This is a genomic window from Myroides sp. ZB35 (genome assembly GCF_001865835.1).
GTDB lineage: Bacteria > Bacteroidota > Bacteroidia > Flavobacteriales > Flavobacteriaceae > Flavobacterium > Flavobacterium odoratimimum.
The window spans coordinates 3876591-3891379 of the sequence record NZ_CP017769.1; the positions used below are offsets into that span (position 1 = coordinate 3876591).

The 14789-nt window shown below is 32.2% G+C and carries 16 protein-coding genes and 5 tRNA genes; 11 read left to right on the forward strand and 10 right to left on the reverse strand.

Features of this window, described 5'->3' with window-relative positions:
* Positions 1–472: 472 nt before the first annotated feature.
* Together BK054_RS17160 and BK054_RS17165 are read left to right on the forward strand one after the other, a co-directional pair.
* Positions 473–546: transfer RNA gene (locus BK054_RS17160), tRNA-Arg, on the forward strand.
* Between the two features lie 83 nt (positions 547–629).
* Positions 630–703 (forward strand) — tRNA-Arg (locus BK054_RS17165).
* 62 nt (positions 704–765) lie between these two features.
* Here the strand turns inward: BK054_RS17165 and BK054_RS17170 are convergent.
* The 6 genes from BK054_RS17170 to BK054_RS17195 are packed head-to-tail and all read right to left on the reverse strand — an operon-like array spanning position 766 to position 4040.
* Positions 766–1230, reverse strand: coding sequence for a transposase (locus tag BK054_RS17170; RefSeq protein ID WP_232234308.1), 465 nt, complete (start codon positions 1228–1230; stop codon positions 766–768).
* 10 nt (positions 1231–1240) lie between these two features.
* Positions 1241–2227 carry a transposase gene (locus BK054_RS17175; RefSeq protein WP_071307585.1) on the reverse strand — a complete coding sequence of 329 codons (987 nt, stop codon included), beginning with the start codon at positions 2225–2227 and terminating at the stop codon, positions 1241–1243.
* Positions 2214–2567 carry a hypothetical protein gene (locus BK054_RS17180; RefSeq protein ID WP_006260368.1) on the reverse strand — a complete coding sequence of 118 codons (354 nt, stop codon included), beginning with the start codon at positions 2565–2567 and terminating at the stop codon, positions 2214–2216. Before BK054_RS17180 ends, BK054_RS17175 begins: the two co-directional genes overlap by 14 nt.
* 12 nt (positions 2568–2579) lie before the next feature.
* Positions 2580–3161 carry a transposase gene (locus BK054_RS17185; protein ID WP_156860106.1) on the reverse strand — a complete coding sequence of 194 codons (582 nt, stop codon included), beginning with the start codon at positions 3159–3161 and terminating at the stop codon, positions 2580–2582.
* Positions 3148–3501: a hypothetical protein gene (locus BK054_RS17190; protein WP_006260368.1), complete on the reverse strand. Its 354-nt coding sequence runs from the start codon at positions 3499–3501 to the stop codon at positions 3148–3150. The genes BK054_RS17185 and BK054_RS17190 overlap by 14 nt, the downstream gene beginning before the upstream one ends.
* Positions 3502–3560: 59 nt before the next feature.
* Positions 3561–4040 (reverse strand): GNAT family N-acetyltransferase, encoded by a 480-nt coding sequence (locus tag BK054_RS17195; RefSeq protein WP_006258397.1) that lies wholly within the window; start codon positions 4038–4040, stop codon positions 3561–3563.
* A gap of 1012 nt (positions 4041–5052) precedes the next feature.
* Here BK054_RS17195 and BK054_RS17200 point away from each other — a divergent pair.
* Positions 5053–6966 carry a tetratricopeptide repeat-containing sensor histidine kinase gene (locus BK054_RS17200; protein ID WP_232234309.1) on the forward strand — a complete coding sequence of 638 codons (1914 nt, stop codon included), beginning with the start codon at positions 5053–5055 and terminating at the stop codon, positions 6964–6966.
* 127 nt (positions 6967–7093) lie between these two features.
* On the opposite strand, the gene BK054_RS17205 is transcribed toward BK054_RS17200, so the two are convergent.
* On the reverse strand, positions 7094–7318 hold the full coding sequence (locus BK054_RS17205; protein WP_006258400.1) for a hypothetical protein: 225 nt from the start codon (positions 7316–7318) through the stop codon (positions 7094–7096).
* 151 nt (positions 7319–7469) lie between these two features.
* On the opposite strand from BK054_RS17205, the gene BK054_RS17210 reads away from it, so the two are divergent.
* The 8 genes from BK054_RS17210 to BK054_RS17245 all read left to right on the forward strand — a co-directional run bounded on the left by BK054_RS17210 (position 7470) and on the right by BK054_RS17245 (position 13800).
* Positions 7470–8114: a response regulator gene (locus tag BK054_RS17210; protein WP_006258401.1), complete on the forward strand. Its 645-nt coding sequence runs from the start codon at positions 7470–7472 to the stop codon at positions 8112–8114.
* A gap of 298 nt (positions 8115–8412) precedes the next feature.
* A complete protein-coding gene (locus BK054_RS17215) occupies positions 8413–9402 on the forward strand; it encodes an ornithine cyclodeaminase family protein (RefSeq protein WP_006265740.1) in 990 nt (329 codons plus the stop codon).
* A gap of 367 nt (positions 9403–9769) precedes the next feature.
* Positions 9770–10090: a hypothetical protein gene (locus BK054_RS18715; RefSeq protein ID WP_006258405.1), complete on the forward strand. Its 321-nt coding sequence runs from the start codon at positions 9770–9772 to the stop codon at positions 10088–10090.
* Positions 10091–10343: 253 nt separating this feature from the next.
* On the forward strand, positions 10344–10697 hold the full coding sequence (locus BK054_RS18720; protein WP_006265741.1) for a hypothetical protein: 354 nt from the start codon (positions 10344–10346) through the stop codon (positions 10695–10697).
* Positions 10698–10791: 94 nt separating this feature from the next.
* Positions 10792–11772, forward strand: coding sequence for an IS30 family transposase (locus tag BK054_RS17230; protein ID WP_006265742.1), 981 nt, complete (start codon positions 10792–10794; stop codon positions 11770–11772).
* Positions 11769–12353: a two-component regulator propeller domain-containing protein gene (locus BK054_RS17235; RefSeq protein ID WP_006265743.1), complete on the forward strand. Its 585-nt coding sequence runs from the start codon at positions 11769–11771 to the stop codon at positions 12351–12353. The genes BK054_RS17230 and BK054_RS17235 overlap by 4 nt, the downstream gene beginning before the upstream one ends.
* A gap of 120 nt (positions 12354–12473) precedes the next feature.
* On the forward strand, positions 12474–12827 hold the full coding sequence (locus tag BK054_RS17240) for a hypothetical protein (RefSeq protein WP_006260368.1): 354 nt from the start codon (positions 12474–12476) through the stop codon (positions 12825–12827).
* Complete coding sequence (locus BK054_RS17245) at positions 12814–13800, forward strand: transposase (RefSeq protein WP_071307586.1); 987 nt, start codon at positions 12814–12816, stop codon at positions 13798–13800. The genes BK054_RS17240 and BK054_RS17245 overlap by 14 nt, the downstream gene beginning before the upstream one ends.
* Positions 13801–14002: 202 nt before the next feature.
* Here the strand turns inward: BK054_RS17245 and BK054_RS17250 are convergent.
* From BK054_RS17250 to BK054_RS17260, 3 genes are all read right to left on the reverse strand, one after another.
* Positions 14003–14077: transfer RNA gene (locus tag BK054_RS17250), tRNA-Pro, on the reverse strand.
* Between the two features lie 37 nt (positions 14078–14114).
* Positions 14115–14189 (reverse strand) — tRNA-Pro (locus BK054_RS17255).
* A 10-nt stretch (positions 14190–14199) separates the two neighbouring features.
* A tRNA-Ser gene (locus tag BK054_RS17260) sits at positions 14200–14283 on the reverse strand.
* Between the last annotated feature and the right edge of the window lie 506 nt (positions 14284–14789).

Here is a 14789-nt window from a genome sequence, read left to right on the forward strand (position 1 = left end):
CTGACTCCGTTTTAATACCTATTTTAACGGACTCACTACGGACTCAAATCGAACGAAACCTGTCTCGTCCTACTATAACTGTACAGCATTAGTCCTAGTTTTATATTCTATTTTTATTTTTTGACAAAAAATTTCTTCAATACCTGATACAACAACTGCTTTACATGGCACATGCTTCATTCTATTCTAACCAAGAAAACACCTAACTCTAAAGGATAATTAGAGAAAACCGATGAATCTTAAAACAAAAAAATCCCTCAAACCCCTTGTAAAATCAAGAAAAATCAAAGAAAACGACATTTTTTTTCAATTATAAATCACTTGATATCAAACCATTGATTTTTTTACAAAAAAAAGTACTATTTTACCTTGGAACTTTTAAATAAAAAGCAATATATTTGCCACGTCAAAAAAATCAAGGTATGCGCCTTCTAAAATTGACAATTTTTAATCTCTTTTATAAAGATTAAATGGTCCAATAGCTCAGCTGGATAGAGCAACTGCCTTCTAAGCAGTAGGTCTCAGGTTCGAATCCTGATTGGATCACTAAAACACTTCTAAGTTAAGGAGTTTTTATCCTAAACTATCAATTTAGATAGATAATTTTAATCTATTTTATAAGATTAAATGGTCCAATAGCTCAGCTGGATAGAGCAACTGCCTTCTAAGCAGTAGGTCTCAGGTTCGAATCCTGATTGGATCACTAAAAAAGCCCTTGTTATTTCTAACAAGGGCTTTTTATGGATCAGTGACAAAAGTTGGGGACTAGGCAAAAAGTCTAGTTAATCTAAAAAGGAAAAACTTCTTATCTCTAACACCTCTATACATCATACGGAAGTATTTAATTTTGGCATTAAATGATTCCGCAGAAGCATTTGTACTTCTATTAATAAAGTAATTGATGATTTCGTTATAGTGTACATTAAAAGTCTTTAAAACAGTACTAAAGTGTTTGAGTGAAGCTTTTTCAATATCATTAAACCAATGAGCTAGCTTAGTCATAGCTATTTCTTTATCTATTTGTAGATTATATATCTGTCTAAGGTTATTAGCAAGTAGATAGGCTTGTTTGATCTCTGGGTATAATTCAAATAGTACCTTAGCTCTTTCTTGTTGGTCAGATGTCCAATTAATTTGGTTTTTATAAAGTAGAGAACGTGAGCGAACTAAAAGTTGCTTCTTAGTATCTCCATTACTAAGTATTTCAGGATTATATAGGATCAGTGACAAAAGTTGGGGACTAGGCAAAAAGTCTAGTTAATCTAAAAAGGAAAAACTTCTTATCTCTAACACCTCTATACATCATACGGAAGTATTTAATTTTGGCATTAAATGATTCCGCAGAAGCATTTGTACTTCTATTAATAAAGTAATTGATGATTTCGTTATAGTGTACATTAAAAGTCTTTAAAACAGTACTAAAGTGTTTGAGTGAAGCTTTTTCAATATCATTAAACCAATGAGCTAGCTTAGTCATAGCTATTTCTTTATCTATTTGTAGATTATATATCTGTCTAAGGTTATTAGCAAGTAGATAGGCTTGTTTGATCTCTGGGTATAATTCAAATAGTACCTTAGCTCTTTCTTGTTGGTCAGATGTCCAATTAACTTGGTTTTTATAAAGTAGAGAACGTGAGCGAACTAAAAGTTGCTTCTTAGTATCTCCATTACTAAGTATTTCAGGATTATATATAATGCCTTCTTCCTTAGCCTTTAAAACAGCAGTGTTCTCAGCGTCAAGCTCAGCCCATCTATATTTTATTCTAATATCTTGTACAGCTTCACTTACAAGCTTTTGTACATGAAAACGATCAATTACTTGCACAGCTTTAGGGAAGCACTTCTTAGCTATCTGTTTCATAGCCCCTGCCATATCTAAAGTAATCTCGGTAACTTTATCTCTAAGTTTTTTAGGTAGTTTAGATAGATGCTTTATTACAGTATCTGATTTTGTTCCTTTAACTATCGCTACAATGGTCTTTTTCTGACCTTTACCTGCTTTAGAAGTCAGTATAGTGTACAATTCTCCCATAGATAAACATACTTCATCTATGGAGAGTTGTTCAGTTATATTTTCTGGGTAGAGTAGCCAGTCTTGTGCATGTTCTTGTTGATCCCATTGTTTGAAACCACTAGTTTTATGTTTGTATTGGCGTTGAAACTTTTCACCTTTAACTCCAAATAATTCACCAATAGCCTTACAGCTAAGTACTTTAGTATCGGCCAATTTTTTTTAAGAACTCCGAAAACTCTGTAGTCATTCGTGTTCCTTCTGCGATGATATTCCAATCACGTGATATAATTTCTCCTGTTTGTTTATCTGTCCAACGACGACGTTGTACGTGTAGTTTAACTGATTTACCTCGTAACGGGAAGTCTTCAATAGTAATCATACTATGGAAACCTTTAGAAATAAGCTGTCTTTCAGCACATTGATTTCCGTAATCATTCTTCTCTTCAAAGTAGATATGTAGTTTGGTCTCTAATTCTTCTACTTTAGTAATATTGAAGTGTTCTACTAAGTAAGTAGGTAAGATTAGTTTTAGTATTTCTTGGCTATCCATCATAGCACAAAGATATTATTTTACACTTTCCTCCCCAACTTTTAACGTTGATCCATTATATATAATGCCTTCTTCCTTAGCCTTTAAAACAGCAGTGTTCTCAGCGTCAAGCTCAGCCCATCTATATTTTATTCTAATATCTTGTACAGCTTCACTTACAAGCTTTTGTACATGAAAACGATCAATTACTTGCACAGCTTTAGGGAAGCACTTCTTAGCTATCTGTTTCATAGCCCCTGCCATATCTAAAGTAATCTCGGTAACTTTATCTCTAAGTTTTTTAGGTAGTTTAGATAGATGCTTTATTACAGTATCTGATTTTGTTCCTTTAACTATCGCTACAATGGTCTTTTTCTGACCTTTACCTGCTTTAGAAGTCAGTATAGTGTACAATTCTCCCATAGATAAACATACTTCATCTATGGAGAGTTGTTCAGTTATATTTTCTGGGTAGAGTAGCCAGTCTTGTGCATGTTCTTGTTGATCCCATTGTTTGAAACCACTAGTTTTATGTTTGTATTGGCGTTGAAACTTTTCACCTTTAACTCCAAATAATTCACCAATAGCCTTACAGCTAAGTACTTTAGTATCGGCCAATTTTTTTTAAGAACTCCGAAAACTCTGTAGTCATTCGTGTTCCTTCTGCGATGATATTCCAATCACGTGATATAATTTCTCCTGTTTGTTTATCTGTCCAACGACGACGTTGTACGTGTAGTTTAACTGATTTACCTCGTAACGGGAAGTCTTCAATAGTAATCATACTATGGAAACCTTTAGAAATAAGCTGTCTTTCAGCACATTGATTTCCGTAATCATTCTTCTCTTCAAAGTAGATATGTAGTTTGGTCTCTAATTCTTCTACTTTAGTAATATTGAAGTGTTCTACTAAGTAAGTAGGTAAGATTAGTTTTAGTATTTCTTGGCTATCCATCATAGCACAAAGATATTATTTTACACTTTCCTCCCCAACTTTTAACGTTGATCCCTTTTTATTTATATACTCATTTTTAGCATAACCATATCGCGGAGCTGAATACCGTTTTCTATAATAGGCTCATCATAATTCTCTATGAAGAAGTCTTTCTTTACACCATACTTCACAAAGCCATTGCGTTCATAAAATCGTATTTGATCTACTCCACAGTCTGCTGTACCCACTATGATTTGACGATAACCTCCTACTCTTGCAAGTCTAATAATCTCCTTAATCAATAGACTCCCTATTCCCTTGCCCTGAAGCTCAGCAGACACAGCTATATTCTTAAGTTCTACAACCTCATGATCTATGTGGAAAAGACAGAAAACTGCTAAATCATGACTTCCCTCTCTTAGGACATAGACATCACTATCGAATACATACTTATTTATCGCCTGAACGGTCTCATCCGCTAATAATAGTAAAGAATAAGGCAATACTTGTTTATCCTCAATTAACTCAATCTTATATTGCGGATATAATTCTTCTAAAAACATATTCTGATTTTTTTGCTCTTGATACTAAACCAAGATCCCCCTCAACCAAACACTTTGTGTATAGTTGACTCTAAATATTACAACTGTAGTTTTCTGTTTAAGAGGAACCTTAGACTAGAGACAAATATACTATTAATTACGAAGTGTAATCAGATGTCTCCTGTAGTAAATAAGTAAAGAATATAGCCTTAGAGGCTATCATAATTAAAAAGATACAAAGTATACTTTTCATCAATGAAGAAAAATAAAGTCACTCCCTATATTAGGTAGTAGACTCAGATGGTTATATTAAAATAGCATACCATACAATCTATTTCAATATTTGTCCCCACAATTACCATCTTCGCCTTTTAGTGACTTTATAGTATACAATATAGTTAGCTACTTATTCTTATCTGCCCTTGTATCTGGAAACAACAATTGGTCAAACAGTCAATAAAATAAACTACTAAACATTGTATCATTCTTCATGTTATATAGTAATTCTCATAACGCTTTTCTAACTTTGTGTATTTGCTTAGCATTTACAAGTACAAATATAGTGGTGTTCTCGCTTATACCTTCTATCGTCAGCCATACTTTAAGAAAGTATAAGTTTAAAACTTTAAAAATGTTAATAAAACACTAATTACAGGAGCCTTTTACACTCAACAACAACGAATTAAGAACTAGAATCCAACATCTTAACTCAATTCCTTTACTCCATTTTCACTATACAGTTTCAGTAGATAAACAAGTTTTAGTCAATCCCCCATCTAATACCTTCTATCCTCTACTTCATAGTTGTGATGTACATATTTTTATTCTACTTTTACTACAACTAGAGTTGCCTTCATCATACTAGTCAAACCTAAATCTTTTTAAAATTCTAACCATGTATTCTGCCTCTTTCCTATTAGCATTACTTGACACTCTTACCCAATACTGTAAGCGAATATCTGTAAGACACTATGCAAAATACATCTTGTGTAGCCTGCTAATTATAAGCATGTTTGGTTGTCAAAAAACAGCAGTGAAAACAAATCACCTTAGCAATCAAAAAGTATTAGATAATATCGAATCCAATGATAAATCACTAATAGAAAATCAGCACACATTAGACTCTTTATTTACAATCACTAAAAGCATAAATCCAAAAAGCTCACAACTGATCGATATTGCTTCTAAGGCTTATAACCTAGAGCTATATGATCAATACTTTAGATACTCTAAGGAAATCAATCAAATAGCGACTAAAAACAATGACTCTTTACTAGTCGCTAAATCATTGTGGTACATCGGAGATTACTACGATTATAAAATGCAATTAGATAGTGCATACATATACTTCGACCAAGCAGAACAGATATACCTAAACACTAAATCTTATGTAGACGTTGCTAAAATGCAACAATATAAATCTATAGTCTTATTTAGAGAAGGTTTATATAATGAAGCTGAAAACAAAGCATTAGAAGCTCTTGAAATTCTTGAAAGATTACCAAAAGATAGATTGCTCTACGAAATAAACTTAAACCTAGGTAATATCTTAGATCTAAATCAACAGCCTAATGAAGCACTCCTTTATTACTCTGAGGCCATCTATATTTTAGAAGACCTTTATAAAAATAAATTAATATCAACAGAAGAATTTTTAGAGTCAAAAGCACATTGTTATAATAACATAGGAACTTTATATCACACCCAAAAATCTTATTTAAACTCTGAAACATATTTAAGCTATGGTTATAATAATTTAATAGATCTAAACCAACAGAATGAATTATATACAATCATATTAACAAACCTAGGAACATTAAACATTAGCTTAAATAAACTAAACATTGCAGAAAAATTATTAAATGAATCATTAACAATAAGTCTTGAAAAAAATTATAAACAAAGCTTAACAGCAAACAACTTTAGACTTGGTGAACTCGCCCTAAAGAAAAAAGACACAATAGAAGCTATAAATTACTACAAAACAGCATATCAACTTTCAACTAAAGCTAAGGCTAATAATACTATCTTAAAAAGTTTAAAAGCACTTAGCTTAACAGACAAACAAGAAGCTACCAAATACATTAGTCTATATTATGCTTTTAATGATAGCATCAATAAACTACAGATCAGTAAGAGAAATAAATTTGCAAGAATTAAATACGAAAGCGAAAAATTAGAAAAGAACATCGTCAACCTAAAAAAGGAGAATTCCCAACTACTAATTACTTCTATCATCATTGTCTTAATCGCTATTATTCTCCTATTCATTATTCTATATAGAAATAAAATAAAAAAGTACACCTTCTTAAAACAAGATCAAGAAAATAAAGAACTAATATTCAAGCTCCTACTAGAGCAGGAACAATTATCTCAAGATGTCTTAACGAAAGAGCGAGAAAGAATTAGTCAGGAGTTACATGACGGAATCATTAACTCTCTATTCATCGTTCGTCTAAGTTTGGGGAATTCTAAAGACAACCTTCCTATACTTCACGAAATAGAAAAAGTACAGAATCAAATCAGGCTAATCTCTCATGACCTCAAAAATCATGAGTTTATTCAACAAGGGTTCTCTGAAATCATCTCCAAACTAGTGGTCCAAAACAGTACCAACCAACAGAAGTTTCAGCTTATCATATCCAAAAACTATAAATGGGACAAGGTTAGCTATGATGATAAAATAAATATCTATAGAATATTACAAGAAGCAATACAGAATGTCATCAAACACTCTCATGCTAAAAACTGTATTATCTCTATCTTTAAAACAGAGACTAGTGATAGAATAACCATCACAGATGACGGAATAGGATTTAACTATTCTAAAGTTAGAAATAGCAATGGACTCAAAAATATTAATAATAGAGCCAAACAACTCCACGCTTCCCTAGAGGTCAATTCGACAACTCAAGGAACTGTAATTATCATCAATATACCTCATTAAAAAAGAGGTTATCTATGCGATAACCTCTTAAAAAAAAATCGAAATAAATTCGATGACATCGTATATACAGATGGAATAAATCTATGACATCTTTAATCTTTTAGACTAACTAATTCAGATGTATATACTATTTCTTTCCTTTGTCAACAGACTTCTCAATATTATCCGCACTTTCCATTTCTTGTCCAAATGATCTTGTCTGGATAGAATCTCTTACTGTACTGAACTCCCCTCCTTTAAATGAGTCTGAAGCATTTAGAGGTTTGCTTTCTTTCTCTAGAGGATCTACACTACATGAGTAAACTGTTAAACTCAAGATAGCAGCACAAGCATAAATAATTTTTTTGTTCATATTATTTTCTTTTGTTATTCTTCTTCTATACTTTTACTTTATATGACAAGCAGTGTACCATACTACACTCCTTTTTTACATCCTTTCAAAAATACAAATGAGTTTTTCAATCTAATGACTTGAAAAACTTCAAAAATGTTAATTTTTATAAATGAAGCTATCTTACAAATTCCTTATCATAGATGATCACCCGATGATTATCAATGGCTATAAAGCTATTATCCAAAGCAAATATGAGGCTCCTGTCTTCTATGAAGCTACTAATATAGAAGATGCCATAACGCTGGTAGATAGCATAGAAAAAGTAGACTTTTTATTACTAGATTACAATATAGGTAAGCCCTATAATGATATAGAGAATGGAATAGACTTAGCTAAGTTCTTAGCTGAGAAATATGATGGGATAAAAATACTAGTGATTACTGCACACGAGGAGATTACGATTGTTTATAATATCCATAAAAAAGTAAGACCTCACGCCTTATTAATAAAATCAGATGTAAATACAGATGAACTCATTCTAGCTATAGAAAATACCATAAAAGGAGATATCTACAGATCTAATAAGGCACAACAAGCTCTAATATCTATGAATCAGCGCGCAGTCTTACTACAAGAAGACAATATCCAAATCTTAATGTTATTAGATAAGGGGTACAAGGTTCAAGAAATACCAGCATTAATACATAAAAGCCTAAGCTCTGTACAACGCAATATCGGGTTATTAAAAGAGGTCTTTAATGTAACAGAAAATAGTGGTCTACTGAGAGAAGCCAAAAAACAAGGTTTTATATAACCTTCTAATTATCAACACCAATATTTTGAATAAAAAAGGAATCACCATAAAGTGGTTCCTTTTTGTTAGGTTAACATATAAGCTTCTGTAAAACTCAGACAGCTCCCCTTTTAATTAACTCTAAAGAAAACTGTCAAATAAAAAAATTTGGTTATCCTTTCTGGTTTTTATAAATTGAAACCTCAATCATACATAGAAAGCATTCTGTTTTCTATAAAACAATAAAACTCATTTATAAAGAACTTTTACTAAAAGAGAAATCTTTATAACCTATTTTTTTAAACAAAAAACATAAAGTATGAATACCATAAAAGTATTAAACTCAGAAGACATAAAACAATTGGTTTCTATAGAAGAAGCAATAGAAACGGTTGTGGATGCTTATGTTGAACTATCTAATAATACAGCTGAAATGCCTGAGCGAGTAATAACAGGTCTGGGCAATGACTATCTAGATATCTTTTTTAAACCATCGTTAATTTCCAATATCAATACAGCAGGTGTTAAACTTTTAAGCATACGCAAACAAGGTGGTGTGAATGGTCACCCTGCTATACAAGGGCTAGTTATATTAATTGATTCAGAAAACAACCTTACTCAAGCAATAGTGGATGGTTCTCATCTTACTGCCTTAAGAACTGGAGGCGCCTCTGGTGTAGCAACTCGTTACTTAGCTAGAAAAGACTCTTCTGTAATGGCACTTTTTGGAGCTGGAGCACAAGCGTATACACAATTCGAAGCTGTATGTGCAGAAAGGCCTATTAAAAAAGCATATCTATTTGGTAGTTCTAAGAACAGTAAGTCCGTTCAAACATTCATCGAATACTACAAAGACAAATCTGATGTAGAGATTATAGCTACAGATAATTTAGAGGTACTTGCTAATGTAGATATTATTTGTACAGTTACCCCTTCTGCAACGCCTTTATTTAAAACTTCTCATCTCAAAAAAGGAGTACATATCAACGCAGCTGGGTCCTATAGCCCAACTATGCATGAGTTACCTGAAGATATCTTTATGGATAGTTCTTTGTTTGTAGATCACGAAGATTCTTGTTTTTCTTCAACTGCTGATATCCTTGTACCACTAGAAAAAGCATTATTACCAGAGGAGAATTACAAAGGAGAAATTGGAGATTTAATCCTAGGTAAAATTCAAGGAAGAACAAGTGACTCTGAGATAACAGTCTTTAAAAATGTTGGTATCGCAATCCAAGATTTAATTACCGCTAAATATGCCTATGACAAGGCTTGTAGAGAAAACTTAGGTACTTCTATAGAAATGTAAGAAAGATTTCTTTCTAGAATTTAAATTCTCTAATTACAAGCATATAACTAAGTGTTTTTTTCAATACTTAGTTCATCTTAAACAAGTGTATAAAAGACGTCTTATCAATATCGATAAGGCGTTTTTTCAATTGCATTTTGGCTTCATCTGGCGACATTCCACCCATAACTTAGAAAAATCTCTTTTGCGAATGCCATCTACCATAATTCTATTGTAAACAAACCTTAGGTCATCTCAAAGAAGCTTTAGAAGTTACTTAAATAACTATTAGGTTCTTTTAAGAAAGATTTTCTTCATACCTTATATTTACTAGATTTGCGAGTAAATATAAGGTATTCTTATTTACACAAAAAACGACTAATCAACAATGAAAAAAATACTATTATTCTCTTTACTCCTAATTGGGATTAATACATATGGACAGTATTTGTACCCTGTAAAAGTAGAAAATTGTAAAATAGATAGGTTCTGCCTTGACTGTGGTGATACATTAGCGGGGTATGATCAAAAAGCTTTTACGAAACTTGAACAAGAGCTAAACAAAGAGTTAGATCTTAATAAGCTTACTGGAAGAATAGGATTTCAGGTTTTAGTAGCTCCTAATAAAACTGGTTGTGTTATAAGTCACACAGATGAATCAAATAGTACAGTGACAAAAAAAATAATTAAAAAAACTAAACAAGTTTAAAAAGTGGACTCCTTCTATAACAGATGGTAAAATAGAACTAAAGACTTCTATAAACGTTGTCTTTGAAATTCAAAACAATACTATATCTGGTAAGATTGTTAGAGTAGATTTTACTGAATTTGAAAAATCTTTTGATTACCCTACTGATCCAGAAATCTTAAACAAAACCTACCAATACAAAAATGAAAATCTATCTAATTACACCATATCAGTTTGGGATACTAAAAACTCTAATCTGTTAGATAATGACATCATGGGAGTTGCTGTAGACAATTCTGGATTGGTTTGGTTAATATCCTATTTTGAGCTATTAACTTTTAATGGACAAGAATTTAAAGAAATTCAATATAGTGATCCTTTTAATGATAATGAGTCTGGGTACTCACAAATTTTAATTGATGAGGATAATATAGTTTGGTTATATGGCAATGAACAAATATATTCTATACAAGAGCATAAATGGCAAAAGCACAATACTGGTCTATCCAAAGAAACATACGTTATAACAATGAGTAATAATCCTGTTTCTAAAGAAATTTTTGTCAGCTCACCTGAAGGGGTTGCTATTTATAACTTAGATTCAACTAATAAATGCAACAGCATTTAAAAAACGGCGGAGAACATTTGCTCCATGGAGCAAATGTTCTCCGCCGTTGGCGAAAAAAAACATCTACTTTTGAGGTTCCTACACACCCAAAAAGATGTCACATTTAACGTTAGAACAAAGATATAAAATAGAAGCATATAAAAAGGCAGGTAAATCACTTACTGAAATTGCTTGTTATATAGGCAAAGACAAGTCTGTTGTTAGCAGAGAGCTTAAGCGCAATTCAGACGAAAGAAATGGTGTTTATAAAGCTAATCTTGGACAAAGAAAGACAGCTCAACGACACAAAGAAAAACGCAAGAGAATACGCTTAACTGAAAACGTAAAAACAACTATTATAGACTATCTTAATCAAGATTATAGTCCAGAACAAATAGTAGGTAGAAGTAAACTTGAAGCAAAAGAAATGGTCTCTGTTGAATGTATTTATCAATTCATTTGGCAGAACAAAAAACAAGGAGGAAAGCTTTATAAGCATCTTAGAACTAAAGGTAAAAAATATAGAAAAAGAGGTGCATGCAAAGACAGTAGAGGCTTGATAAGTAATAGAGTAGATATTGAAAAAAGACCTAGTATAGTTGATGATAAATATAGAATAGGTGATCTTGAAATAGATTTAGTAATAGGGAAAAATCATCGTGGAGCACTGCTTACTATAAACGATAGAGCTACAGGGGTTTTATGGATGGGAAAGATAGAATCAAAGGAAGCTCACGTTGTAGAAGCTAAAATTATAGAACTCTTAAAAGACTTCAAACCGTTACTTCATACTATGACTTCTGATAACGGAAAAGAGTTTGCAAACCATCAAAATATAGCTAACACTCTAGAGCTTGATTACTACTTCGCAAAGCCTTATCACAGTTGGGAAAGAGGAGCTAATGAAAATTTAAATGGATTAGTAAGACAATATTTCCCTAAAATGACTAATTTCGATTTAATTACACAAGCAGCAATTGACAAGGCTGTAAATATTTTAAACAACAGACCAAGAAAGAGATTTGGTTTTAAATCGCCTAACGAAATTTTTACAGAAAAATTAAACCTAATGGTTACTGTTGCATTTAATACTTGAATCCACCTAAGAATCAAAAATGGAATTTTATAAATCAAAAAAAAGTAAAAGAACTTCCTTCAACTAATATATACTTTACACAAAGAGATTCAAATAACAGGCTTTGGATTGGTTCCTCTAGTGGAACTATTATAATGGATAAGCACAATAAACCAATTCCTTCTGATTCTTTTCCTGCTATCATAAAAAAGAAAACCATTACTGATATGACTGAAGATAACCAAGGAAATCTCTTTCTATCTTTATATGATTTTGAAGCCAAAAAGGAAGAAGAAATATATATGGATTTCATCATATATCATACAAACGGAAGCTATACTGAGTTTACTTTAGAAAACTCTGGACTTACTACTAATAAAGATTTGACAAATACCCTCTATGATAAAGAAGATGATATCTTATGGATTGCCACTTTTAATGCAGGGCTTATTAGGTATGATTTAAAGAAAGACACTTGGGAGAATTATCACAGCAAAAACTCAATGCTCCCTACCTCTAAAATTACAGATATGGCTTTTGATAAAAACTATAATCTATATTTAGCTACTGACCAAGGCCTTGTTAAATTAGAAAAAAGATAATTTTTACTAGTGATTATAGAGGTGTTAGGGATAAGAAGTTTTTTCTTTTTAGATTAACTAGACTTTTTGGGATCAACGTTAAAAGTTGGGGAGGAAAGTGTAAAATAATATCTTTGTGCTATGATGGATAGCCAAGAAATACTAAAACTAATCTTACCTACTTACTTAGTAGAACACTTCAATATTACTAAAGTAGAAGAATTAGAGACCAAACTACATATCTACTTTGAAGAGAAGAATGATTACGGAAATCAATGTGCTGAAAGACAGCTTATTTCTAAAGGTTTCCATAGTATGATTACTATTGAAGACTTCCCGTTACGAGGTAAATCAGTTAAACTACACGTACAACGTCGTCGTTGGACAGATAAACAAACAGGAGAAATTATATCACGTGATTGGAATATCATCGCAGAAGGAACACGAATGACTACAGAGTTTTCGGAGTTCTTAAAAAAAATTGGCCGATACTAAAGTACTTAGCTGTAAGGCTATTGGTGAATTATTTGGGGTTAAAGGAGAGAAGTTTCAACGCCAATACAAACATAAAACTAGTGGTTTCAAACAATGGGATCAACAAGAACATGCACAAGACTGGCTACTCTACCCAGAAAATATAACTAATCAGTTGTCCATAGACGAAGTATGTTTATCTATGGGAGAATTGTACACTATACTGACTTCTAAAGCAGGTAAAGGTCAGAAAAAGACCATTGTAGCGATAGTTAAAGGAACAAAATCAGATACTGTAATAAAGCATCTATCTAAACTACCTAAAAAACTTAGAGATAAGGTTACCGAGATTACTTTAGATATGGCAGGGGCTATGAAACAGATTGCTAAGAAGTGCTTCCCTAAAGCTGTGCAAGTAATTGATCGTTTTCATGTACAAAAGCTTGTAAGTGAAGCTGTACAAGATATTAGAATAAAATATAGATGGGCTGAACTTGACGCTGAGAACACTGCTATTTTAAAGGCTAAGGAACAAGGCACTATATATAATCCTGAAATACTTACTAATGGAGATACTAAGAAGCAACTTTTAGTTCGCTCACGTTCTCTACTTTATAAAAACCAAATTAATTGGACATCTGATCAACAAGAAAGAGCTAAAATACTATTTGAATTATACCCAGAGATTAAACAAGCCTATCTATTAGCTAATAACCTTAGACAGATATATAATCTACAAATAGATAAAGAAATAGCTATGATTAAGCTTGCTCATTGGTTTAATGATATTGAAAAAGCTTCACTCAAACACTTTAGTACTGTTTTAAAGACGTTCAATGTACACTATAACGAAATTATCAATTACTTTATTAATAGAAGTACAAATGCTTCTGCGGAATCATTTAATGCCAAAATTAAATACTTCCGTATGATGTATAGAGGTGTTAGAGATAAGAAGTTTTTCCTTTTTAGATTAACTAGACTTTTTGCCTAGTCCCCAACTTTTGTCACTGATCCGAAGTTTTTCCTTTTTAGATTAACTAGACTTTTTGCCTAGTCCCCAACTTTTGTCACTGATCCCCTAATTGCTCACATTTAGATTGATTTATTATGGATTACTTTGATATATATAAAAAACAAAAAATCCGTAAATAATTGATATTTACGGATTTACGAGTAATTTAACACTCTATAAGTCGGGGTGGCAGGATTCGAACCTGCGACCTCCTGCTCCCAAAGCAGGCGCGATGACCGGGCTACGCTACACCCCGATTGGGTCATCTAATATTTTTAAGCTAAGTTATTTCGTCGGGGTGGCAGGATTCGAACCTGCGACCTCCTGCTCCCAAAGCAGGCGCGATGACCGGGCTACGCTACACCCCGAAAAACTTAGCGGAGAGACAGGGACTCGAACCCTGGCATCGGTTACCCGATGACAGATTAGCAATCTGCTCCGTTACCACTCCGGCACCTCTCCGTTGCTTAGATCATTACTTCTCTAATGCGGTGCAAACATACTACGAGTTTTTGAGTTCTGCAAATTTCGAGAATATAAAAAAGTTAGTATTTCTATCATTTCCTTCAACCAAAATCATATTTAATTATAAATGAGCAAAGTACTTTAAAAATATTTTTTAAATATTTTTAAATAAACAATCAGTTAGATTACATCATTCTTTAAAATAGAACTCTTTTCTAGTGTTCAACTCTCTTTACTCCCATCAACTCTCACCTTATATTCTTCATTTATCATAAATCTCATAGTACTTCATCAGTCTAACAATAACGAATCTAAATAACCTCTATGCAATAAATAATGAAAATAAATTGTATATTTGTTATCAGAGTGTTCAGTTCACCACTACTATCTTTATGATATTAGTAGTTGCGATTGAACATCTAAGTATAGATCATATTTAATAAATATAAAAACTATACACGCTAACTAATTCAATTAATCATTTGAAGTCAGGTAAGTCTCTT

Excerpts from the sequence above, each read along its gene's own strand:
- BK054_RS18715 (WP_006258405.1), top strand. The coding sequence starts at position 9,770 with ATGAAAAAAATACTATTATTCTCTTTACTCCTAATTGGGATTAATACA.
- BK054_RS17240 (WP_006260368.1), top strand. The coding sequence starts at position 12,474 with ATGATGGATAGCCAAGAAATACTAAAACTAATCTTACCTACTTACTTA.
- BK054_RS18720 (WP_006265741.1), top strand. The coding sequence starts at position 10,344 with ATGGGAGTTGCTGTAGACAATTCTGGATTGGTTTGGTTAATATCCTAT.
- BK054_RS17230 (WP_006265742.1), top strand. The coding sequence starts at position 10,792 with ATGTCACATTTAACGTTAGAACAAAGATATAAAATAGAAGCATATAAA.
- BK054_RS17180 (WP_006260368.1), bottom strand. The coding sequence starts at position 2,567 with ATGATGGATAGCCAAGAAATACTAAAACTAATCTTACCTACTTACTTA.
- BK054_RS17210 (WP_006258401.1), top strand. The coding sequence starts at position 7,470 with ATGAAGCTATCTTACAAATTCCTTATCATAGATGATCACCCGATGATT.
- BK054_RS17190 (WP_006260368.1), bottom strand. The coding sequence starts at position 3,501 with ATGATGGATAGCCAAGAAATACTAAAACTAATCTTACCTACTTACTTA.
- BK054_RS17215 (WP_006265740.1), top strand. The coding sequence starts at position 8,413 with ATGAATACCATAAAAGTATTAAACTCAGAAGACATAAAACAATTGGTT.
- BK054_RS17205 (WP_006258400.1), bottom strand. The coding sequence starts at position 7,318 with ATGAACAAAAAAATTATTTATGCTTGTGCTGCTATCTTGAGTTTAACA.
- BK054_RS17195 (WP_006258397.1), bottom strand. The coding sequence starts at position 4,040 with ATGTTTTTAGAAGAATTATATCCGCAATATAAGATTGAGTTAATTGAG.